Raw genomic sequence first — 22766 nt, 5'->3', positions numbered from 1 at the left:
CCCTCTCTTTATAATAAGAAAGGGGGTTTTAGTGTCTAATTAATTTATTAGGTTAAACACCTAACTCAAATTAGAAGTTGTGACGCAAAGCGATGTCAAATGCAGTACCATCGTTTTTGTATGTTGCACGACCGACTGTCTGCTTCACGTCATAACGACCCACATCAGCATAAACAGAAGTACGCTTGCTCAGAGCATGAGAATAGCCCAAACCGAAGTATCTACCTTTCTCTTTTTGCAACGATGCGCTGTAATTGTCAGAAAAACGCTTCTCCATGTACTTCACATAAACATTGTCGTTTGCAGTCACATCAGCAGAAAGTGCAGTAGTCCAAGTCTTCAATTTTGCCTTATAAGACGAATTTTGTTGACGCGACTTAGCTTCTGCATATGTGACGCTGAATTTAACTGGGTTGTACTGATAAGACATACCAACGCCCCACTCTTTGTCCGCAGCAAATTCACCGATGGCAGATATATTTTGGGTCAAATTCGGTCTTGCGAACTGTGCTTTATCAGCTTGGTAAGCAGCAGACACAGTGAAGCCCGCTACAGTGTAACCTGCAAACACACCATAACCGATTTTTTCGCCATCTTTACCTTCAGTCGTATCGCCTACAGCACCACCCTTAGTAGAAACGTGGAAACCGCCATCAAAGCCACCAGAGGCAAAATCGTAGAACATAGTATTGCTGTGGCGTGTGCTAGAAGCATACGGATCCCACAAAGTAGCTACACGCTCACCAACCACATAGCGATCCAAAGCTTTGTCCATAGCAGCAACTGAACGACCAAAACGAACATGACCAAAAGAGCCTTTTAAACCGACCGTTGATTCACGATCGAAGAAAGCCAATTGACTGCCATCGTCTTTTTCAGTTTTGCTACCAGTGTCCCCATCAAAACGACCTTCCAATTGAAAGGTTGCAGCCAAGCCGTTACCCAAGTCTTCTTCGCCCTTGATACCTAAGCGAGTCTCGCCATTGCCTGACTGATTGAAGCCGTCATTATCAAACTCATGGCTAAATTTTTGGTAACCAACGTCAACACGGCCATACAAAGTGACGCTGTTGGCAGCAGAAGCTGCGCCTGCGAATGAACCCAATACTGCTAATGCAACTAAAGATTTTTTCATTTGTTTATCCCCAGATAAATTAAACATTTGCCAAACAACGAGTTTGACCACTCTTTACAGAGCCCCTCCATAGGCCATAGTTGTTAAACGCCTATCGATGTGCCTATTATTCTATCCGTAGTGGTTTTTGTCTACCTTTTCTATTACGTTGCGGTAAAACAGCAAGGAAACAACAACTTTTTTCATGAAAAAAACAACACTTTTTTGATGTGGATTTTATAGTCGTAACAAAAAGCGCGACGATGCCGTCGCGCTTTTTGTTTAAATTAAATCTGGCTTATGATCAGAAAAAATGGCGGAGTGCAATATCGTAGCCAGTAAAGCTTTTAGAATAGCTGTAGCTGCTACTTTTCGAAGCGTCATATTTCGTTCTTGAAATGTCAGCGTAAACCGAAGTGCGCTTGCTGAATTTGTGAACATAACCAAGACCATAGCGAGTAACTTGGTCTTTGTAGCTTGCAACTGATGAAGTACCCACAACTGTTGATTTTAAATCTTCACGGCGATACAACGCCATCAACGAATCTGTTGCGGTTAAATCGCCTTTGATATACATACCGTAGTTTCTTACCTTTGACTCACCATTCGCTCGGTCATCCTTGCCTTGGGCGTAAGACAAACCAACTATTACAGGCTTGAACTCATACGAAGCACCAATACCCCACTCTTTGCGAATGGTAGCACTAGCCAATGAACTTAATGTTGTAGTACCTGAAGTTGCTTTTGCGGCTGAATAACTTTTGTCCACAGCGCCATCATCTTGATATGCCAAGGCAACCTTCAGGCCATTGGCTTTATACTGTGCAAATGCCGCCCAACCTACTTTAGAGTCAGGCGCACCTTCTGCTGTGGACACACCATCATTGTAGCCACCTTTGGTAGTTACATCAAAACCAGCAGAGAAGGGGCCTTTTGAAAAGTTATAGAACATAGCGTTGCTGTGACGGGTTGCAACACCCCAATTTTCATTGTAAACAGAGTAAGCACTAAAACGATTGCCGATATCAATATCGCTGATACCCTGTTCAAATGCTGAAATTGAGCGGCCAAATCGGACATGATGGACACCGCTACCAAATTTCAAACCAACTGTTGACTCACGGTCGAAGAATGTGCGGCTTGAGTCTTTTGAACCCGTGTCGGTATCGAAACGCCCCTCTAAGCGAAAGGTAGCGGCCATACCATTACCCAAATCCTCCTCACCGCGGAGACCCAAGCGTGTGTTACCAGAGTTACTTCTACCCGCACCGGTAAATACATTTACTCGTTCTTGCACCACAGAACCACTGCCGCTCACTTTTTCATACCCAATATCAACACGACCATACAACGTCACACTTGACGCCGCCTGCGCCACACCTACTACTGAAGACAATACTGCTAAAGCCACTAAACTTTTTTTCATGCTTTGCTCCTGTTAAGATTTTTAATCAATGACAGATACCAATCTTGTCACGCCCCCACGCTGTCGGGTGATTCTTGATTTTCTGCGAAATCATTTAATCGAGACATTGTAGGATGTTTATTTTATAAAAGTGTGACAAATGCGTAAAAATAGTGTGTAAATTGTGTAAAAACAACACTTTGCCATCGCATAATCTGGAGAGCACCCGACTGCGAGAGCGCTCAAATCACCAGCAATTCTTCAGGCTGCTGGACAATAAAGTCAGCCTGCCACAACGAAACCTCGTCAGCTTGGCAGTAGCCATAGGCAGCCGCAATAGACAGCTGATAATTAGCCGCTTTCGCTGATTGGATATCACGCTGATCGTCGCCAACATAAACCAATTTTTCTGGTGACAGACCCAATCGCTCAGCTGCCAATAACAAGGGAGCGGGGTGGGGTTTAGCGTGCTCCGCAGTATCGCCGCTGATGATGACCGCTGCGCGGTTGGTCAAATTAAGCTGCTCGAGCAGTGGCTTTGTGAATCGCTCATGCTTGTTGGTCACGATTCCCCATGGTATTCGATGCGCTTCAAGCGTTTGCAACACGTGCTCCATACCATCAAATAGTGCTGTTTCGACGCAGGCATGCGATTGATAATAATCCAAAAACTCGTTTCGCAACGCATCAAACTCAGGATGCTCAGGCACCACACTCAACCCAGCCCCAATCAGCCCTCGCGCACCATGCGAAGCATAAGGTCGAAGTTGCGCCAAAGGCAGTACTTCAAGACCTCTGCTGATGCGCAATGCGTTCACTGCACCAGCTAAGTCGGGCGCCGAATCAACCAATGTGCCGTCTAAGTCAAATAAAACAGCCGCGGTACGCTCCAAAATAATAGAGGTCATCGCTCAAACCTTCTTTCGAAAGGCCATCATATAATTAACCCCCACGTCTCGACTCATTGCAAAGGGCTGCTCCGAGCCCCCCCATGGCCGATAAACAATACCTTTAATATCCACCACTTCTAAACCATACTGCCGCGCAGTACTGGCCAACTCACTGGGCTTGATGAAACTGCTGTATTGATGTGTTCCTTTGGGTATCCAATTGAGCAAGTATTCCGCCGCCACAATACCCAACAAGAACGATTTTGGCTGTCGATTAAGTGTGGAAAAAAACACACAACCATCTGGCCTCACTAGCTGCGCACAACTCTCAATCACTGCGGCTGGGCTGGGCACATGCTCAAGCATCTCCATGCAGGTCACAATATCATATTGACCCAACCGCTCAGAAGCCAAGCCCTCAGCAGTTTTCACCTGATAATCGATGGACAATCCCTGCTCAGCCGCATGTTCGCGCGCCACATCAATAGACGCAATTGCCATATCAACGCCCGTGAGTTTCGCACCAGCCTTAGCCAACGATTCCGTCAAAATCCCCGCACCGCAGCCGATGTCTGCAATCATTTGATTATGAAGGGCACAATGCTGGGCAATCCAAGCCAATCGCACAGGATTAACTTGATGCAGGGTTTTCAGCGGGCCTTGCTCATCCCACCATTGGTGAGCGTGCTGGCTAAACTTATCGATTTCACTGGTGGTAACATTATTGGCATTCATGATGACGTCCTAATTAAGTTGGGGCTTGAGTAGAATTATGACATTTTTCAAGGCAAAACCCTGCACCACTTATTAAAAAATAGGCAAAATAGCACACATGACATCGAGTGGCAGCTCATTTTGGCGTGCGTGCGACAACAAAAAACCCTGCCGAAGCAGGGTTTTTAAACACTTTGAAGATTAACGAACGTTAACGCCAGCAGCTTGCAAAGTTTGTTTCCATTGGCTCACTTGATTCTCTGGAACTTCTGCACCACCGATAGAAATTTCTACACGGCGGTTAGGTTGTTCGCAAGCGATTTTAGCAGCGCGATTGCCTTTACAATTTGCTGGATCAACTTTCAAGTCACGCTTACCCATGCCTTGGGTTTGGATTTTTGCAGCAGAAACACCTTGAGACACCAAGAATGCTTTCACTGCTTCTGCACGACGTGCAGACAAACGATCATTGTAAGCATCAGAACCGAACGAGTCAGTATGACCAACAACGATTGAGTCAGTGAACGAAATTGAGCGCAAGAATGAAGCAATGGCTGTCAAAGTTGTTTGGCCTTGTGGACGCAAAGTGGCTTTATCAAAATCAAACAATGCACCCGCATCAGCAGTCAAAGCCACTGGGCCTTTAACTGGTTGTTTAGCAACGGCGTCACAACCCACAACAGCATTGCCATCAGGGTAGTAGCCAGTTTGCCAGCAGTGTTTATCGCCACCAGCTTGCGCACCGTAATCGCCGCTGAGCCAAATTTGATCTTGAGAATCAGCAACGTGGCGGCTTGCCACTTGATCTTCTTTTGGGTAAGCAGTTGTATTTGGGTTGGTTTGGCAGGCTGCGAGAGCCAGTGTTGCGGCCAAAGAAGCAACTTTTACGAAGTTTTTCATGTTTCTCCTCTTTTTTGGAAAATCGCAGTGAGCCTGCGGACAATGTTTATTTACCGTGGTTTATCGCGTAAAACAGGGCAAATTATAGCGATTCAGCGCTTACTGTGCAATAAAAATCGCGCACAGCACCGATAAGGCAGCACCGCACGAGGCCATTGTGCCACAACTTGTGAGGTTTAGTGTAGCGATTACGAGAGATAAGTTGGACAGATACGACAGTTTGGGCAATTGTGTTTCAATTTTGCAACACATTAATTTGAATTGGCCTTCAAGCTCACGCCGCAATTGCGTCGCCACACCGCCGTTTGTGTGTATTTAATTGGGAGACTCTCAAATGACGCACCCATTGTGAGAATTGCCACTTGGGCTGCCTTTTCGCGAATAAGCGTGTTAAAATAAAGGGTTAGTTACTTAATTACTGTTTAGGACACTCGATGTCATCTTTTGCTAAAGAAACCTTACCGATCTCACTCGAAGACGAGATGAAAAATTCCTACCTCGATTACGCAATGAGTGTGATTGTGGGTCGGGCATTGCCTGATGTGCGCGATGGTTTAAAACCCGTACATCGCCGAGTATTGTTTGCCATGCATGAGCAAAACAACGACTGGAATCGCCCATACAAAAAATCCGCACGTATCGTCGGTGATGTGATGGGTAAATATCACCCACACGGTGACTCGGCAATCTATGACACGATTGTGCGTATGGCTCAGGATTTTTCGCTGCGTTATACATTGGTGGACGGACAAGGAAACTTCGGCTCGGTCGATGGCGACAACCCAGCGGCGATGCGTTACACCGAGATGCGCATGTCNAGCCATCTGTCTTACCTTCTCGCCTACCCAATCTATTGGTGAACGGATCCACAGGGATTGCGGTCGGTATGGCGACAAATATCCCACCACACAACTTACGCGAAGTCGTGAATGGTTGTCTGCATGTATTGCGTAATCCTGAGGCAACGGTGGATGAGCTGATTGAGTTAATTCCAGCCCCCGACTTCCCCACTGCGGGCGTGATCTATGGGGTATCAGGCGTGCGTCAAGGTTATCGCACAGGCCGTGGCCGTGTGGTCATGCGTGCCAAAACGCATTTTGAAGACATCGACAAAGGCAATCGTCAAGCCATCATTGTTGATGAGCTGCCATACCAAGTCAACAAACGCAAACTCCTCGAAACCATCGCGGAGATGGTCAATGACAAGCGTTTAGAAGGTATTTCAGACTTGCGTGACGAATCAGATCGCTCAGGCATGCGCGTCGTCATCGAACTCAAGCGTGGCGAAGTGCCCGAAGTCGTTCTAAACAACCTGTATAAACAAACGCAATTACAAGACACTTTCGGCATGAATATGGTCGCGCTGGTCGGCGGACAACCGAAATTGCTCAATTTGCGTGAAATGCTGATTTACTTCCTCGAACATCGCCGCGAAGTGGTGACACGTCGCACGGTATTTGAGTTGCGCAAGGCACGTGATCGCGCGCATATATTAGAGGGCTTGGCGGTCGCCTTGGCCAACATTGACGAATTTATCGCCATCATCCGCGCGGCAGCCACACCGCCAGAAGCGAAAGTTGACCTGATGGCCAAGTCATGGGATTCGGCTGTCGTTCGCGAAATGCTGGTACGCACCGAAGGCGGCGGCATGCTTTATCGCCCAGATGGCTTATCATTGGACGTCGGCTTACAACAAAATGGCCTGTACCGCCTATCAGACATCCAAGCCCAAGAAATTTTACAAATGCGTTTGCAACGCTTAACGGGATTAGAGCAGGACAAAATCGTCCAAGAGTACAAAGACATCATGGCGCACATTGCCGATTTGCTCGATATTTTGGCCACACCCGACCGCGTCACGGCGATTATTGATGCCGAGTTGACCGCAGTGGTCGAGGAATTCGGCGACGCGCGTCGCTCTCACATCGAGGTCAACGCATTCGACATCGACATCGAAGACCTCATCACTCCGCAAGACATGGTGGTCACACTGTCGCACACAGGCTATATTAAGTCACAACCACTTTCCGAATATCGCACACAGCGTCGTGGTGGTCGCGGCAAACAAGCCGCGTCAACCAAAGGCGAAGAAGACTGGATTGACAATTTATTTGTCGCGAACACCCACGACACGATTCTGAGCTTCTCGAACCGTGGCCGAGTGTATTGGACGCGTGTTTATGAAGTACCCCAAGGCTCGCGCACATCGCGCGGCACACCGATTATCCGCATGCTCCCGCTCGAAGAAGGCGAAAAAATCACCGTCATGCTGCCGATTAGCGGCGAGTTTGCCGATGACAAATATGTGTTCATGGCCACCAGCTTGGGCACGGTAAAGAAAACCCCGTTGTCTGACTTCTCTCGCCCGATGAAACGCGGCATCATCGCGGTCACACTGGATGAAGGCGACTTCCTCATCGGCGCAGCCATCACCGATGGCCAGCACGACGTCATGCTCTTCTCAGACGCAGGTAAAGCGGTTCGATTTGATGAAAACGACGTGCGACCCGTCGGTCGGAGCGCACGCGGTATGCGCGGTATGCGCCTTGAAGAAGACCAGCAGATCATTTCACTGCTCGTCGCCGAAACTGAAGAGCAATTCATCCTCACCGCTTGTGAAAATGGTTATGGCAAACGCACGCCGATTGGCGAATACACACGCCATGCACGCGGCGGTAAAGGCATGATTGCCATCCAAACCTCTGAGCGCAACGGTAAAGTCGTCGCCGCGCAGCTTGTGACCGAAGATGATGACATCATGCTCATCACCACTGGCGGAACACTTGTGCGCACGCGCATCTCTGAGATTCGCACAGTCGGTCGCTCTGCTCAAGGTGTCACATTGATTGGCTTGGATGATGGCGACGTGCTCTCTGGCGTCCAAAAAATCGTTGAAACTGTTGGCGGTATCGACAATGAAGACGACGAGTCAGGTGAGGTGGTTTCTGAATAACCCGCGCTCCTGCAAATAACAAAACGGCGAGTCTCTGACTCGCCGTTTTGTCACATCATGCGACAGTAAAAACCTTAAACATCACCATTTAATGCGCGCACAGCGTGCTGCACATCATGTGGCATTCCCGAAAAAGTCAGCACATCATGCTCGATTATATTTGGATTGAATGCCAAATCCAGCAAAACACCTGCGCGAACCACACTCAATAGCCGAACACGCCAGACTTGAAGCGGCAAGGTGTCAATCGGCTGGTCAAGCCACAAACTTTCATCACGTAAAACCACTTCAAGCACCTGCTCTGGCTGCGATGACTCTCGACGAGCAGGAGAAGTGGGCGAGCCGTTCACCGATTCGGGCGTGCTGGACGACAAGCCAAAAGGTTCGTCTGACTCAAAATGCTGACGCAACAAATCATAGCGGCCACGCCGCTGCTCGGCGATGAAATGCAGCACATCATTGGACGCCACACCCACTGTTAGCATGGTTTGGGTCGCGAGCACAAGACTGCCTTCCAAAATCTCAGGCACAACAGCCACAGCACCGGCCGCCTGAAGCTGCTCCAGATACGCATCATCTAAAGTGCGGACAATCACAGGCAAATCGGGATTAAGCTCTTTAATGTGATGTAACACATGCAATGCGATGCGCGGCTCAACATAAGCCACCACCAATGCGCGAGCGCGTGTGACGCCTGCCGCTACCAGACTTTCTTTGCGGGTGATGTCGCCATAAACGACATCATGGCCTTGCAATACCGCTTTTTGAACACGCTCAGGATCATTATCAATGCCCATGTAAGGGATGTTTTGACCACCGAGTAGCTTACCAAGGTCAGTCCCGCTGCGGCCAAAACCTGCGATGATGACATGATCCTTGGCCTCAATGGTGTGACTGGCAAGCGTCGTGAGCTGAAGCGACTGCACAAGCCACTCGCTTTGTGTGAATCGCAGAACCAATTTATCCGCATGCGCAAGCATAAACGGCGTTAAAAACATCGAAATCAGCATGGCCGCGAGCACCCATTGAGCAATCGAGGGGTTAAGTAGCTGATTCTGTAACGCCAAACTGAGCAACACCAAACCGAACTCACCTGCTTGCGCGAGCGCAATCCCAGTGCGAACAGCATCGGCCGATGAGCTGCCAAAAAAGTAAGCCAGTGCGGCGATGATGGCGAATTTAAACCCAACAATCAACACCAATGTGAGCAAGACCCCCCCCAACTGAGTCACAACCACTGACAAGTCAAGCTGCATGCCCATCGTGACAAAGAAGAAACCGAGCAAAATGTCTTTGAACGGCAAAATGTCTTCTTCCACCTGCACACGAAACTCAGTCTCCGAAATCAACATCCCTGCAACAAACGCACCCAATGCGAGTGACAACCCCGTCATTTCTGTCAACAATGCAAAACCAAGCGTCATGAGAAACAGATTGAGCATGAACAACTCTTGCGAGCGACGCTGCGCCACGAGTGTGAGCCACGCATGCATGGGTTTTTGCCCCAACCCCAGCAACAGGGCGAGCACCAGCATTGTTTTGAGCAGACCGATGGTCATCAACCACGCAAGATTCTCTCCTGATTGTCCCAGCGCAGGCACGAGAATCAAGAGCGGCACGACTGCCAAATCCTGAAACAGCAAAATCCCGAACACATTGCGACCATGCGGCGTGTCTAATTCCAACCGCTCCGTCAATGTTTTCATGACAATCGCTGTCGAGCTCATCGCCAACACACCACCGAGCACCAACCAATCAGCCCAACCCATTTGTAATTCGGCAGATAAAAACCAGTTAATCAACAAACCAAGCAACACCGCCACTGCCATCGTGCCCGCGAGCTGCGAGCCACCCAAGCCGAGCACCACACGCCGCATGGATTTGAGTTTAGGCAGCGAGAACTCCAGCCCAATGGTGAACATCAAAAAGACGATGCCAAACTCAGCCAAATGCGCCATCGCCTCTGAGTCATGAAACAAACCAAACGCATGGGGGCCAATCATCACACCCACCGTTAAGTACCCCAACGTCGGCGGTAAATGCACGAAGCGAAACGCGACAACCCCCAGTACGGCAATGGCGAGTAAGGTAACGATGAGGGCCAAACCTTCCACGGGCTTTCCTTTAATTGGTGAATAAAAAACGGTATACTGTAGCCCCATGATGATAACAAACAATCCCCCTGTATTGAATGACACCGCGATATTAAATATCGCGCGTGACGTGCTGGACATTGAGTCGACCGCACTGTCCGAGCTAAAAGCCCAACTTGATGAAAACTTCGTCCATGCCGTGCGCACGATTTTGTCGTGCAAAGGCCGTCTCGTGGTCTCAGGCATGGGCAAATCAGGGCACATCGCCCGAAAAATCGCCGCCACTTTCGCCTCAACGGGCACACCGTCGTTTTTTGTACATCCCGGTGAAGCCAGTCACGGCGATTTAGGCATGATTACAGAAGATGATGTGATGCTGGCTTTGTCGAACTCAGGCAAATCGGACGAGCTGATGGCGATTTTGCCTTTCCTCAAACGCTATGGAACTCGACTAATTGCCATGACGGGCGACTCGACATCACCCATGGCGAAATTGGCTGATGTTCATTTGTTGGTCAAGGTAAACAAAGAAGCCTGCCCTATGAATCTGGCACCAACAGCCAGTACCACCGCAGCACTGGCGCTGGGTGATGCTTTGGCTGTCGCTTTATTAAAATTACACGGCTTTAACGAAGAAGATTTCGCACGTTCGCACCCCGGCGGCGCATTAGGTAAGCGACTACTTACTTACGTTCGGGATGTCATGCGCACTGGTGATGAAATTCCATCGGTGGTTCTTGGCTCATCGCTTACAACCGCGCTGCTGGAGATTTCACGTAAGCGCATGGGTATGACAGCGGTGGTGGATGAGACCCAAAAAGTTTTGGGCATACTCACCGATGGCGATGTGCGCCGCCTGTTTGAAAAAGATGTTGATGTACGAACTTTGGTGATTGATGACGCCATGCACCGTGCACCCCACACCATTTCTCCAGATGCACTGGCCGTGTCAGCCGTGCAACTGCTCGACACCCACCACATTAACCAGGTACTGGTCACAGACGAGCAGGGTGTCTTGCTGGGTGCATTAAACGTGCACGACCTATTTGCCGCAAAGGTGATGTGATGAATCCTAGTTTATACAAACCAGCCGTCATGCCAACTGCCGATGTTCTTCGTCGTGCGGCGAATGTGAAGTTACTGATTTTAGATGTCGATGGTGTCCTGACCACAGGCTATCTCGACTACGACGCTCATGGTGAAGCGACCAAGTCATTTTATGTCCAAGATGGCTTGGGCATGCAACTGCTTCGTCAAAACGGCATACCGCTGGCTATCATCAGCGGTCGCGATTCAACGGTAACGTCAGCACGTGCCCGCGACCTCAAAGTCCAGTGGGTCATCCAAGGTGCACAGGATAAAGGCGCTGCCTTGGCCAAATTGACCGCGGACGCAGGCGTGTCGCTCGATGAGTGCGCGTACATGGGCGACGATGTCATTGATTTGCCAATATTGCGCGCAGTTGGCTTCGCTTGCAGCGTGCCAAACGGTCATTTTTTGGCGCAACGCACCGCGCACTGGGTCAGTCACGCAGCGGGCGGTATGGGCGCGGTCCGCGAGTTATCTGAGTTAATATTATTCGCACAAAATAAATTACACGCTGCTTATGCCGCGTACTTGGGCGGCGACACGCCCCCAACTTTGGAGATTCAATGAACCAACAACCGTCGAAACTGCGCTACTGGCTGCGGTTTCATTTACCCAATTTGATTTACCTGCTGTTGCTCGTTGCGGTGGCTGGTGCCAGCTATTGGCTCGTCCAAAGCAACTCAGACACAGCAACCACCAGCGACAACAAAAACTCTGAGCTGATCAATGCCTTCGCCTCTGGCTTAGAAGTCTCACGCACGGGCAAAAACGGTAAAATTGCGTATCTGGTCACTGCCAAAGAAGTGTTGCACTATGGCACAGACAACGCCACCGTGAAAAACATCACGGTCGTCGCCACCCCCAAAGACGGCAGCCCAGTCGTCACCGCCACGGCCAATGACGGCGTCTGGAATGACAAAGACCATATTGTCCAACTCACAGGTCAAGTGAACATCCAACGTGAAGCCGCCGCTGACTCAGCGGCCATGTCATTGGTCACTGAAGCTATCAACGTCGATTTATACAACGACTTGGCCAGTACCGATTTGCCTTTTGAGTACAAAAACGGCACCAACATCGTCACAGGTACCAGTTTTGCCTATGATTATGGCTTACGCAACCTCAAAATGGGCGGTCAGCCAAACACCCGAATCAAAGCCATATTAACCAATGAAGTCAAACCAGCGAAGTAAGCAAGGACACGACACATGAATACTACACTCAAACGCACGCTGTCAGGCTTCGCGCTCATCGCACTGATTGCCCCAACATGGATTAATGCCGCAGGCCCAGCCAACCGAAACCTACCATTTGTTGTTGAAGCGGACAACGCGGTGTACACCGACATCGAGCAAACAAGTCAATTCTCTGGCAACGTCATCCTCACACAAGGCACGATGGTCATTCATGCAGCCAATGTAGAGACTATAGTTGACCCAGAGGGTTATCAATACGCCACCGCAAAAGGTGGCAATAAAGGCCTAGTTCACTTTCGCCAGCAACGTGAAGGCACAAACGAATGGATTGACGCTTACGGTGAAGAATTGATTTACGACGGCAAACAAAACCTCATTCATCTGCGTCGCAAAGCCATCATGCGCCGCTTGTCACCCGCAGGCAAACTCATTGATGAAATCAAAGGTGACGAATTGGTTTACAACCAACTCACCGAAGTCTTCGAGTCAAAAGCCGTACCAGGCGTGTCTGGTCGCACCAAAGTCATCATCACCCCGAACTCAAACGCCAGTCAGAAATAAAGACCATGAACACCACCCACGAACTCTCCATCACGAATCTGCGCAAACATTACGGCGCCCGCTCTGTCGTCAAAGATGTCTCTTTTCATGTCAAAAGTGGTGAAGTGGTCGGTCTGCTCGGGCCGAATGGCGCAGGCAAAACCTCGTGCTTTTACATGGTGGTCGGGTTGATTGGCTCTGATGCAGGTGATGTGCAGATTGATGGCGAGAGTTTGCGCCACTTACCCATGCACAAACGTGCTGCACTGGGCATCTCCTACTTGCCACAAGAGCCATCGATTTTTCGCAAACTCACCGTCGAAGAAAACATTCGCGCCGTTCTTGAGTTGCAATACGATGAAAATGGCAAACGCTTAACCCGCGAGCGAATCAACAAAGACATTCACAGCATCGTTGCCGACTTACAAATCGGCCACATTCTGCATAGCCCAGCGCCTTCATTGTCTGGTGGCGAACGCCGCCGTGTCGAAATCGCCCGCACATTAGCCACACGTCCACGTTTTGTTTTGCTTGACGAGCCATTTGCAGGGGTTGACCCAATTGCTGTGAGTGATATCCAAAAAATCATTTACTTTCTGGTCGAGCGCGGCATCGGCGTATTGATTACCGACCACAATGTACGCGAAACCCTCGGCATTTGTGACCGCGCTTATATTATTAGTGAAGGTGTCGTGCTCGCACAAGGCAATGCGCAAGAAATCGTTGATAATGAAGCGGTGCGTCGCGTTTATTTGGGCGACACATTCACCATGTAAGTTCAAGGCTTCAGATACTTGAGCCCAACCATTCCAGCAGAGACGCGAATACAGCGTCTCTTTCTTTAACACCATTTAAAGCGGTTACGGCTGATGTGACTCCACCATTTTTAAAACAGAACAACCATGAGATTAGCATTTAGTCGCCGTCACTTCGTCATCGCGGTTTTGATTTTCGTCGTTGAAGTACTCATCGCTCGATTTGTGCATGATGCCTTTGTTCGACCATTCGTTGGTGATCTCTTGGTGGTTGTGTTGCTGTATGTACTCCTGAAATCCTTTTTTGCCATTAGCCCTGCCAAAGTAGCGATTGTCGTGTTTGTATTTGCTTGCGTGATTGAAACATTACAATACTTTCATCTGCCCACATTGCTCGGCTTAGCGCATCACCGCTTGGCCATGATTGTTCTTGGTGCTACCTTTGATGTGAAGGATTTGCTGACCTACGCCATGGGCGGTTTCATAGCCTACCGATTCGTCAAATAATCAAGCAGATAACAATCAGACACCATCAAACCAACCACATCGTTTTAACTTGCTCCATTTATGAGACGCTCATGACGCAAGCTGCCGCGCCATTGACAGCTTTGGTACAATGTAGAATTACGGTGCACCATCGCCACCACACACTATGAGAGCCATCATGCAAGACAGACACTACACACGCGCCGCAAACCTCCCCGAAATTCTCAAGCAGCGCATCGTCGTGCTCGACGGTGCGATGGGGACGATGATTCAACGATACAAATTGACCGAAGCCGATTATCGCGGTGAGCGTTTCAGCCAGCACCACATCGACGTGAAGGGCAATAACGAGCTGCTCCTGCTCACGCGCCCCGACGTCATCAGCGCGATTCATGAGCAATATCTCGAAGCAGGCGCAGACATCATCGAAACCAATACCTTTGGGGCGACCACGGTCGCACAAGACGATTACGAAATGGGCGAGTTGGCGGCAGAGATGAATCTCGTTGCTGCCCAACTCGCGCGCGCCGCGTGTGACAAATACAGCGCGCCCGACAAGCCGCGCTTTGTAGCAGGGGCGATTGGCCCAACGCCGAAAACCGCGAGCATTTCGCCGAACGTCAATGACCCAGGTGAGCGCAATGTCTCGTTTGAACAACTGCGCGTTGCTTACTACGAGCAAGCCGAGGCGTTGCTCAACGGTGGTGTTGACGTGTTTCTCGTCGAAACGATTTTTGACACACTCAACGCCAAAGCCGCATTGTTTGCTCTCGAAGAATTATTTGAAAACACAGACGAGCGCATTCCCGTCATGATTTCGGGCACAGTCACCGACGCATCGGGTCGTATTTTATCTGGGCAAACCGTTGAGGCGTTTTGGTACAGTCTGCGCCACGCCAAGCCATTGTTGTTTGGTTTGAACTGCGCCCTCGGTGCTGAGCTTATGCGCCCGTACATCGCCGAGTTGGCTAAAATCTGTGACTGCGCAATTTCGTGCTACCCGAACGCTGGCTTGCCCAACCCGATGAGTGACACAGGTTTTGACGAAACCCCGCTGATTACCGCAGGCTATTTAAAAGATTTTGCACAATCGGGCTTGGTCAACTTGGTCGGCGGCTGCTGCGGCACGACGCCTGATCATATTGCTGCAATTGCGCAAGCGGTATCGGATCAGACGCCGCGTGCTTTGCCGCACGAACACTGCCATCACTAATCCCTATCAACACACACCACCGTGCATTTTTCATCTAAAACACCATGAGCAAAGCCACCAATCGACGCCAATTTTTAAGCCAAGTCGCCCACATCGGTACTGCCGCCACTGTGGGCAGTAGTGCTTTAGGTGCGCTGTATTTATCTGCCTGCACGGACAGTATGGCCAAACCGACACAAAATGTCAGCCAAAACAACGAAACGCACGTGCTCGTCATCGGCGCTGGCATGGCCGGCTTAACCGCCGCGCGTGAGCTGCACGATACAGGTGTGCGCGTGACTGTCATCGAGGGACGCAGTCGCATCGGCGGACGTTTACACACATCACATACTTGGTCGGATTTGCCCATGGATTTGGGCGCGTCGTGGATACATGGCACGCGCAACAACCCCATTACCCAACTCGCCAACCGCTATCGTGCTGAGCGCGTCGCCACCGACTACGACAGCGCACGACTGCACATCGCCGCGCCGCTCAAAGCGGCAGGCGTGACCGATACACAAGCAGACAGCATGGAGGCACTGGTGAATCGGGCGTTGAAATTCGCCGCGCAATCAAACACCGATCTATCATTGCAACAAGCAGTGAATCAAGAGTTAGCAAATAAGCGCATGAGTGCGAACGGCATGGCGCAGTTGAACTTTTATCTCAACTCAACTTACGAGCAAGAGTACTCGGGCGAAGCCGATGAGCTATCAGCTTGGACGATGGAGGACAACGAGACCTTTGAGGGTGAAGACGTATTGTTCCCCAAAGGCTACAACCAAATCAGCGATGGTTTGGCGAATGGTTTAGACATTCGCACGGGTGAAATTGTCGAGCGGATTGATTACACCAACGCCCAGCAAGTCACGGTCACAACCACGCGCAATACATTCACAGGCACACACGTGATTGTCAGCTTGCCGCTGGGTGTGCTGAAAAAAAACGTGGTGCAATTTACCCCAACCTTACCCGACGATAAACGCGACGCGATTGCCAAGCTCGGTATGGGTTTATTGAACAAGCATTTTTTACGCTTTGACAAAGTATTTTGGGACAAGTCATTTGACTGGCATGAGTATCTGCACACAGACAAAGGCCGCTGGACCGAGTGGGTCAGCTTTGCCAAAGTCAACGACACGCCCGTTTTACTAGGCTTCTCCGCCGCCAAACGCGCCCGCACGATGGAGCAATGGAGCGATGCACAAATCAAAGCTGAAGCAATGGATGCGCTACGCGATATGTTTGGCAGCAGCGTGCCCGAGCCAGTCGCCCACCAATTCACCCGCTGGTCACAAGACCCATTTGCTTATGGTTCGTACTCATTCAACGCGACGGGCAGCAGTAATGACGACCGAGAGTCACTGAGTCAACCCATCAACCAGCGGATTTTTTGGGCGGGTGAAGCGTGCAGTAGCCTCTATCCAGGCACAGTGCATGGCGCGCACATCAGTGGATTAAACGCCGCCAAAGCACTGCAAAAAACGCTCAAAAACGGCTCCGCTTAAACCACATAATCCACCATTGAACAAAGGCACCTCATGCGACGCAACAAGATCCTCTGCGCAGCCATTGCTGCTTTATTAGCCGCTTGCAGCCACCTATCTAAACCAGCGACGAATGTCAGCACATGGACTGTCGCACCTAAGCGCGCCGACTGTGTCGGTGTTGCACCGATGAAATGTTTGCTGATTCGAGACCACACCCAACCCAACAGCGAACCGACATTTTTTTACAGCAACATTGAGGACTTTGATTATGTCGAAGGCTTTGAATACCGTATTGAGGTAGAAAGCACAACTGTCGCGAACCCGCCCGCCGATGGTTCATCCATACGCTATCGCTTGGTCAAGTTATTAAGCAAAACAGCTAAAAATTAATAGAAAAATTTTCATGACTTACTTAGCCTTAGCCATTTTATGCAGCGTCACCGTTTCGGTGTTTCTAAAACTCGCACGCAGCCAACAGATTCAGATTGAGCAATCCATCGCCATGAACTACGTCGTCGCCAGCACACTGACGTGGTTTTTGTTAAGCCCCAAACTCGAATCACTCAAAACCGATGAAACCTCGATTGCGCTATTTTCCGCTCTCGGCGTCTTATTGCCCGTCGTGTTTATTTTCATGTCCAACGCCGTGCGTTATGCAGGCATTGTCAAATCCGACGCGGCGCAACGCTTGGCGTTGTTCATCCCGATTTTGGCATCGTTCACGATTTTTGGTGAAGTCCTCACGTCCACCCGCGCGGTGGGTTTGGCTTTGGCATTTGCCGCATTACTGTGTTTGGTGTTCAAGTCCAACTCAGGGCGTAGCGCATCTGCGCAAGGCACGAAGGCACAATTGGTCACCAGCTTACTCGCCGTCTGGCTTGGCTACGGCGTGATTGACATATTGCTTAAGCAAGTCGCCAAAACGGGGAGCTCAACCGGCACCAATCTATTCGCCGCATTTGTATTATCAGGCGTGATTATCTTCACCTACCTGCTCATCAAACGCACACGATGGACACTACGCAGCTTACTCGCAGGCGTGGTTTTGGGCGCACTCAACTTCGGTAATATCTGGTTCTACATCCGCGCTCATCAGCTCTACAGCACCAACCCCACTTTGGTGTTTGCGGGCATGAACATCGGCGTGATTACGCTCGGCACTTTGGTCGGCGCATACGCATTCCGCGAAAAAATCTCCCGCATCAACGCCATCGGCATCGTGCTCGCGATTGCGGCGATTGTGTGGTTGTTTTATGGGGTGCAGATTTTGGCTTCGATAGCATAGGACTATGAGCAATGCCGAACCATCGTGAATTTGCACTAATTTTTTGGATGCTGATATTTTTTATTTGGGTATCATTCCGTAAAGAAGTACGGGAAAGTACAAGAGGCGTTCTTGTCGCAATTTTCCAGAAAAAAGTTATTCTTCCAATAATTCTCTTAATTTGTTATTGCATGACATCTATCTCTATCTTATTTGCTTTAGATATTTGGTCAAACTCACAATTAACAGCAACTATTTTTTGGTTCTTTTCTACGGCTTTATCTGTTTTCTTCAACCTCAATAAAATTGAAGAAGAGAAATTTTTCACACAATTCGCCATCAGTCAGTTGAAAATTATTGTTTTAATTGAATTTTTCATTCATTTATTTGTCTTTGATTTTTGGGTTGAATTGATACTAATGCCTATCATTGCAATCTTATCAATGATGTTAGTAATGTCGAAGCATAATCAAGAACACCGACAAGTTGCTATCTTGTTAGAGTGGGTTTTAACTTCATATGTCATATTTTTATTTCTTCATGCACTTTATTTAGTTCTTATCAACAGTAATAATCTAAATCTATTACAGATTATGAAAGATTTTTTTGTTATTCCATTATTGTCGTTTAGCATTTTGCCCTTTATTTACTTCCTTGGCTTATACGTTATTTATGAAAATTTCTTCATAAAAATCATGTTTTCAAGGTTCAGCGAAAATACACAAAAAATCATAAAAGAACAGACAATTATCTATCTCAATATAAGTTACAACCAACTTACATTATGGACTAAAGAATTTAAACAATATGAAATGAGCGATAAAAACAGCATAAAAATTGCCTTAATGAATTTCAAACAAAAGTATAAAACTGAAAACAAGAGCCGTGGCAAACAATAAACGCAGCGCATTGCGCCGCATGTTTTAAAACAGGATAATGCTACATTCTTCGGTGTAATGCGCAAAAAACGCTTATGACACTACAAAACTGATTAACTAAAAATTTTATGAACACACTCAAACGCAACCTCCGCCTCTCTGGTCTTGAGCCTTTCGTCGTTGGCAACGATAGTTTATTTGTCAACGTCGGTGAGCGCACCAACGTGACGGGGTCTAAGGCGTTTGCCCGTATGATTCTCAATGGTCAGTTTGACGAGGCGTTGTCCGTTGCGCGGCAGCAGGTGGAGAACGGGGCGCAGGTGATTGACATCAATATGGATGAGGCGATGCTGGACTCAAAGGCAGCGATGGTGCGCTTTTTGAATCTGATTGCGTCGGAGCCTGATATTTCGCGTGTGCCGATGATGATTGACTCGTCGAAGTGGGAGGTCATCGAGGCGGGTTTGCAATGTGTGCAGGGCAAGGCTGTGGTGAACTCGATTTCGCTCAAAGAAGGCGAAGCACCCTTCATCGAGCAGGCACGCAAAATCATGCGCTACGGCGCGGCGACGGTGGTGATGGCGTTTGATGAACAAGGTCAGGCCGATACGTTTGAGCGCAAGATTGAGATTTGCCAACGCTCGTATGATGTGCTGGTCAACAAAGTGGGCTTCCCTGCCGATGACATTATTTTTGACCCGAACATCTTTGCGATTGCGACGGGGATTGAGGAGCACAACAACTACGCGGTGGATTTCATCAACGCGACGCGTTGGATCAAAGAAAATTTACCATTCGCATTGGTCAGTGGTGGCGTGTCGAATGTGTCGTTTTCGTTCCGTGGCAACGAGCCTGTACGCGAGGCAATTCACACGGTGTTTCTCTACCACGCCATCCAAGCAGGGATGGACATGGGCATTGTCAATGCGGGGATGCTTGGCGTGTACGAAAACCTTAATCCTGAGCTGCGCGAGCGCGTTGAGGACGTGGTGCTCAATCGCCGTGAAGATGCGACAGAACGATTACTCGAAATTGCCGACCAGTACAAAGGCGATGGCATCAAGAAAGAAGAAAATCTCACGTGGCGCGAGCAAGACGTCAACGCACGTCTGAGCCATGCATTGGTCAATGGCTTCACTCAATTCATTGACGCAGACACCGAAGAAGCACGCCAACAAGCCGAACGCCCGATTCATGTGATTGAAGGTCCGTTGATGGACGGCATGAATGTCGTTGGTGATTTATTTGGCGCGGGCAAAATGTTTTTGCCGCAGGTGGTCAAATCTGCGCGTGTGATGAAGCAAGCCGTCGCGCACTTGATTCCATTCATCGAGCAAGAAAAAGCCGACCGCATCGCGGCGGGCTTTGCCGACGCGTCTAAATCACAAGCAAACGTGGTGATGGCGACGGTCAAAGGCGACGTGCATGACATTGGCAAAAACATTGTGACAGTGGTCTTGCAGTGTAATAATTTTGACGTTGAAAACATGGGCGTGATGGTGCCGTGTACGCAGATTTTGGCCAAAGCCAAGGAAGTCGACGCCGACGTGATTGGCTTATCGGGCTTGATTACACCATCACTTGAAGAAATGGCATATGTCGCCGCTGAGATGCAGCGCGATGCGTATTTCCGCGAACGCAAAACGCCATTGCTCATCGGTGGCGCGACGACGTCACGCGTGCACACGGCGGTCAAAATCGCACCGAACTACGATGGCCCTGTGGTTTGGGTTCCTGATGCATCACGCTCAGTGACGGTATTGCAACAACTGCTCTCGCCGAATACACGCGATGAGTTTTTGGCAAAACACAATGCCGAGTACGAGCGCGTACGCCAACAACACGCGAACAAAAAAGGCCAAGTGCAGATTTCACCCGAAGCCGCGCGTGCGAATAAATTTAAAACCGACTGGGCTAATTACACGCCACCTGTACCACGTAAACTCGGCTTGCAAGTGATTGAAGAGATGGATGTTGCCAAACTCGTGCCATACATCGACTGGGCGCCGTTTTTCCAAGTGTGGGATTTGGCGGGTGCGTACCCTGCGATTTTGGATGATGCTGCGGTCGGTGAACAAGCCCGCCAAGTGCTCGCCGACGCACAAGCCATGCTCGATAAAATCATTGCTGAGAAATGGCTGACCGCCAAAGGCGCTTATGGTTTGTATCATGCTGCCACCGTCGATGACGACACGATTGTGCTGTACAACGAGGACAAAACTACCGAACTACTGCGTTGGAATCCTGCGCGTCAACTGACCGAAAAACCCGTGATAGACGACGTACCAAGACCCAATATGTCATTGGCCGACTACATCGCACCAGCAGGTGGCGCGAATGACTACATCGGCATGTTTGCCGTGACCGCAGGCTTAGGTATGGAAGACCGTTTGGCGCAGATGGACGCGCAAATGGATGACTACGGCTCGATTATGTTCAAAGCCTTGGCTGATCGCCTCGTCGAAGCGTTTGCCGAATATTTGCACGAGAAAGTGCGCAAAGATGACTGGGGCTATGCACCAGATGAGTCACTCACTGCACACGAGCTGATTAAAGAAAAATACCGCGGTATTCGCCCAGCACCAGGCTACCCAGCCTGCCCTGAGCACACCATCAAGACCGATTTATTCAGAGTTCTGAAAGCCAGTGACATTGGTATGAGTTTAACGGAGAGCCTCGCTATGTGGCCTGCTTCATCCGTGTCAGGGTTCTATTTCTCACACCCTGAATCGCGGTATTTTAATGTGGGGATGAGCGTGTGGTGACCATGAGCACGCCAGGCGATGAATGATTAAAATCTCATCACACAACATAATTGTTAGCGGGTTTTGTCAGCCCTACGTTTTTTGCTTCACACCCACAGCCGCCCAAAATGCCTCCAAGTAATTGGCTTGAATGGGCAACCCGCCCAAAAACACCCACGCGTGTTGCAATGCCTCCAATCCTTTTAGCATGTCAAGTGTGGGGGCTTGGCCACTTTTGCTGAGTTTCTCGCCTTGCTCGTTGGTCAGTAGAGGGAAATGGCTGTAGACGAGAGTGGGGTAACCTAATGCGCGTTGGAGGGCGATTTGGCGGGCGGTGGAATCAATCAGGTCAGCACCACGCACGATGTGGCTAATCTGCTGCAAAGCGTCGTCAACGACAACAGCGAATTGATAAGTCCATTCATGATGCTGCTCATCAATCACACGTTTGACGACGAAATCACCAACAGATTGCATCAGTTGCTCCTGACGCTGCGTGCCATTTTCGTCTTGCCAATTAATTACATCATCACCCACACGAAAGCGCCACGAGCGAATCGGTTTGTTCACTGCGTGGCCATTTCGGCAAGTGCCTTGATAAATGCCGTCACCGATATCGCGGCGAGTACAGGTGCAGGGGTAGATTGCACCGAGTCGTTTTAGTCGATCAAATTCAGCTTGATAGATGACGTCGCGAGTGCTTTGCCAAACAGGTTCGTCAAAGATGAATCCGAGTTGGCGCAGGGTTTGAATTTGATGGTCGCCGTATTCTCGTTTGCAACGCGTAGTATCGACATCTTCCATCCGAACAAGCCATGTGCCGCCGTGCCAACGAGCATGCAGGTAAGAAGCGAGGGCTGCAATGAGCGAACCTTGGTGGAGTTGGCCGGAGGGCGACGGAGCGAATCGACCAATATATGGAACACCCAGCAAGAGTGTGCGCTCACATTTAATAGATCGGCAGACATTGGCTAACCATGAGTCAGGTTGGAGTCTTGCGATGAGATTGGGCTTTAAAAGCGGCGATTGTGTCATGATGGCGGGTGGGATTTAGTACAAT

At 49.5% G+C, this 22766-nt stretch carries 19 protein-coding genes and 1 pseudogene; 13 read left to right on the top strand and 7 right to left on the bottom strand.

What is annotated here, in order from left to right:
• Positions 1–70: 70 nt before the first annotated feature.
• The 5 genes from IE082_RS06670 to IE082_RS06650 form a co-directional block, all read right to left on the bottom strand.
• Positions 71–1135, bottom strand: a complete 1065-nt coding sequence (locus tag IE082_RS06670) for a porin (RefSeq protein WP_189493143.1) — start codon at positions 1133–1135, stop codon at positions 71–73.
• A 283-nt stretch (positions 1136–1418) separates the two neighbouring features.
• Positions 1419–2540 (bottom strand): porin, encoded by a 1122-nt coding sequence (locus IE082_RS06665; RefSeq protein ID WP_189493142.1) that lies wholly within the window; start codon positions 2538–2540, stop codon positions 1419–1421.
• A gap of 221 nt (positions 2541–2761) precedes the next feature.
• Positions 2762–3427 carry a phosphoglycolate phosphatase gene (gph, locus tag IE082_RS06660; protein WP_189493141.1) on the bottom strand — a complete coding sequence of 222 codons (666 nt, stop codon included), beginning with the start codon at positions 3425–3427 and terminating at the stop codon, positions 2762–2764.
• 3 nt (positions 3428–3430) lie between these two features.
• Positions 3431–4144 (bottom strand): bifunctional 2-polyprenyl-6-hydroxyphenol methylase/3-demethylubiquinol 3-O-methyltransferase UbiG, encoded by a 714-nt coding sequence (gene ubiG / locus IE082_RS06655; protein WP_189493140.1) that lies wholly within the window; start codon positions 4142–4144, stop codon positions 3431–3433.
• 180 nt (positions 4145–4324) lie between these two features.
• Positions 4325–5023 carry an OmpA family protein gene (locus tag IE082_RS06650; RefSeq protein ID WP_189493139.1) on the bottom strand — a complete coding sequence of 233 codons (699 nt, stop codon included), beginning with the start codon at positions 5021–5023 and terminating at the stop codon, positions 4325–4327.
• Positions 5024–5441: 418 nt separating this feature from the next.
• Between IE082_RS06650 and IE082_RS06645 the strand changes: the two are divergent.
• Positions 5442–7856 (top strand): annotated as a pseudogene (locus IE082_RS06645) (DNA gyrase subunit A); the annotation flags it as partial.
• A 194-nt stretch (positions 7857–8050) separates the two neighbouring features.
• Here the strand turns inward: IE082_RS06645 and IE082_RS06640 are convergent.
• Positions 8051–10138: a cation:proton antiporter gene (locus IE082_RS06640; protein WP_189493138.1), complete on the bottom strand. Its 2088-nt coding sequence runs from the start codon at positions 10136–10138 to the stop codon at positions 8051–8053.
• Position 10139: 1 nt separating this feature from the next.
• Here IE082_RS06640 and IE082_RS06635 point away from each other — a divergent pair, with 1 nt between their 5' ends.
• From IE082_RS06635 to metH, 12 genes are all read left to right on the top strand, one after another.
• Positions 10140–11135 carry a KpsF/GutQ family sugar-phosphate isomerase gene (locus tag IE082_RS06635; RefSeq protein ID WP_189493234.1) on the top strand — a complete coding sequence of 332 codons (996 nt, stop codon included), beginning with the start codon at positions 10140–10142 and terminating at the stop codon, positions 11133–11135.
• Complete coding sequence (locus IE082_RS06630) at positions 11135–11725, top strand: KdsC family phosphatase (protein WP_229809749.1); 591 nt, start codon at positions 11135–11137, stop codon at positions 11723–11725. The genes IE082_RS06635 and IE082_RS06630 overlap by 1 nt, the downstream gene beginning before the upstream one ends.
• Positions 11722–12351 (top strand): LPS export ABC transporter periplasmic protein LptC, encoded by a 630-nt coding sequence (gene lptC, locus IE082_RS06625; protein WP_189493137.1) that lies wholly within the window; start codon positions 11722–11724, stop codon positions 12349–12351. The genes IE082_RS06630 and lptC overlap by 4 nt, the downstream gene beginning before the upstream one ends.
• 15 nt (positions 12352–12366) lie before the next feature.
• A complete protein-coding gene (gene lptA, locus IE082_RS06620) occupies positions 12367–12915 on the top strand; it encodes a lipopolysaccharide transport periplasmic protein LptA (RefSeq protein ID WP_189493136.1) in 549 nt (182 codons plus the stop codon).
• A 5-nt stretch (positions 12916–12920) separates the two neighbouring features.
• Entirely contained in the window at positions 12921–13670 is a 750-nt protein-coding gene (gene lptB, locus IE082_RS06615; RefSeq protein WP_189493135.1) for an LPS export ABC transporter ATP-binding protein, read from the top strand.
• A 126-nt stretch (positions 13671–13796) separates the two neighbouring features.
• Positions 13797–14156: a ribosomal maturation YjgA family protein gene (locus tag IE082_RS06610; protein ID WP_189493134.1), complete on the top strand. Its 360-nt coding sequence runs from the start codon at positions 13797–13799 to the stop codon at positions 14154–14156.
• A 157-nt stretch (positions 14157–14313) separates the two neighbouring features.
• Positions 14314–15348 (top strand): homocysteine S-methyltransferase family protein, encoded by a 1035-nt coding sequence (locus IE082_RS06605; protein WP_189493133.1) that lies wholly within the window; start codon positions 14314–14316, stop codon positions 15346–15348.
• A 44-nt stretch (positions 15349–15392) separates the two neighbouring features.
• Positions 15393–16838 carry a flavin monoamine oxidase family protein gene (locus IE082_RS06600; protein WP_189493132.1) on the top strand — a complete coding sequence of 482 codons (1446 nt, stop codon included), beginning with the start codon at positions 15393–15395 and terminating at the stop codon, positions 16836–16838.
• A 33-nt stretch (positions 16839–16871) separates the two neighbouring features.
• A complete protein-coding gene (locus tag IE082_RS06595) occupies positions 16872–17210 on the top strand; it encodes a DUF4377 domain-containing protein (protein ID WP_189493131.1) in 339 nt (112 codons plus the stop codon).
• Positions 17211–17223: 13 nt separating this feature from the next.
• Positions 17224–18105: an EamA/RhaT family transporter gene (locus IE082_RS06590; RefSeq protein WP_189493130.1), complete on the top strand. Its 882-nt coding sequence runs from the start codon at positions 17224–17226 to the stop codon at positions 18103–18105.
• An 11-nt stretch (positions 18106–18116) separates the two neighbouring features.
• Positions 18117–18983 (top strand): hypothetical protein, encoded by an 867-nt coding sequence (locus IE082_RS06585; protein ID WP_189493129.1) that lies wholly within the window; start codon positions 18117–18119, stop codon positions 18981–18983.
• Between the two features lie 107 nt (positions 18984–19090).
• Positions 19091–21727, top strand: coding sequence for a methionine synthase (metH, locus tag IE082_RS06580; RefSeq protein ID WP_189493128.1), 2637 nt, complete (start codon positions 19091–19093; stop codon positions 21725–21727).
• 72 nt (positions 21728–21799) lie between these two features.
• On the opposite strand, the gene gluQRS is transcribed toward metH, so the two are convergent.
• Positions 21800–22741 carry a tRNA glutamyl-Q(34) synthetase GluQRS gene (gene gluQRS / locus IE082_RS06575; protein ID WP_189493127.1) on the bottom strand — a complete coding sequence of 314 codons (942 nt, stop codon included), beginning with the start codon at positions 22739–22741 and terminating at the stop codon, positions 21800–21802.
• Positions 22742–22766: the final 25 nt, after the last annotated feature.

It is taken from the genome of Formosimonas limnophila (genome assembly GCF_014652675.1).
In the GTDB taxonomy this organism is placed as follows: Bacteria; Pseudomonadota; Gammaproteobacteria; order Burkholderiales; family Burkholderiaceae; genus Hydromonas; species Hydromonas limnophila.
Note: the sequence above shows the minus strand (reverse complement) of the source record. Positions and strands in the feature narration are given on the sequence as shown.

Bases quoted from the DNA above. Each gene is read 5' to 3' on its own strand.
- IE082_RS06670 (WP_189493143.1), bottom strand. From the start codon at position 1,135: ATGAAAAAATCTTTAGTTGCATTAGCAGTATTGGGTTCATTCGCAGGC.
- IE082_RS06665 (WP_189493142.1), bottom strand. From the start codon at position 2,540: ATGAAAAAAAGTTTAGTGGCTTTAGCAGTATTGTCTTCAGTAGTAGGT.
- gph (WP_189493141.1), bottom strand. From the start codon at position 3,427: ATGACCTCTATTATTTTGGAGCGTACCGCGGCTGTTTTATTTGACTTA.
- ubiG (WP_189493140.1), bottom strand. From the start codon at position 4,144: ATGAATGCCAATAATGTTACCACCAGTGAAATCGATAAGTTTAGCCAG.
- IE082_RS06650 (WP_189493139.1), bottom strand. From the start codon at position 5,023: ATGAAAAACTTCGTAAAAGTTGCTTCTTTGGCCGCAACACTGGCTCTC.
- IE082_RS06640 (WP_189493138.1), bottom strand. From the start codon at position 10,138: ATGGGGCTACAGTATACCGTTTTTTATTCACCAATTAAAGGAAAGCCC.
- IE082_RS06635 (WP_189493234.1), top strand. From the start codon at position 10,140: ATGATAACAAACAATCCCCCTGTATTGAATGACACCGCGATATTAAAT.
- IE082_RS06630 (WP_229809749.1), top strand. From the start codon at position 11,135: ATGAATCCTAGTTTATACAAACCAGCCGTCATGCCAACTGCCGATGTT.
- lptC (WP_189493137.1), top strand. From the start codon at position 11,722: ATGAACCAACAACCGTCGAAACTGCGCTACTGGCTGCGGTTTCATTTA.
- lptA (WP_189493136.1), top strand. From the start codon at position 12,367: ATGAATACTACACTCAAACGCACGCTGTCAGGCTTCGCGCTCATCGCA.
- lptB (WP_189493135.1), top strand. From the start codon at position 12,921: ATGAACACCACCCACGAACTCTCCATCACGAATCTGCGCAAACATTAC.
- IE082_RS06610 (WP_189493134.1), top strand. From the start codon at position 13,797: ATGAGATTAGCATTTAGTCGCCGTCACTTCGTCATCGCGGTTTTGATT.
- IE082_RS06605 (WP_189493133.1), top strand. From the start codon at position 14,314: ATGCAAGACAGACACTACACACGCGCCGCAAACCTCCCCGAAATTCTC.
- IE082_RS06600 (WP_189493132.1), top strand. From the start codon at position 15,393: ATGAGCAAAGCCACCAATCGACGCCAATTTTTAAGCCAAGTCGCCCAC.
- IE082_RS06595 (WP_189493131.1), top strand. From the start codon at position 16,872: ATGCGACGCAACAAGATCCTCTGCGCAGCCATTGCTGCTTTATTAGCC.
- IE082_RS06590 (WP_189493130.1), top strand. From the start codon at position 17,224: ATGACTTACTTAGCCTTAGCCATTTTATGCAGCGTCACCGTTTCGGTG.
- IE082_RS06585 (WP_189493129.1), top strand. From the start codon at position 18,117: ATGCCGAACCATCGTGAATTTGCACTAATTTTTTGGATGCTGATATTT.
- metH (WP_189493128.1), top strand. From the start codon at position 19,091: ATGAACACACTCAAACGCAACCTCCGCCTCTCTGGTCTTGAGCCTTTC.
- gluQRS (WP_189493127.1), bottom strand. From the start codon at position 22,741: ATGACACAATCGCCGCTTTTAAAGCCCAATCTCATCGCAAGACTCCAA.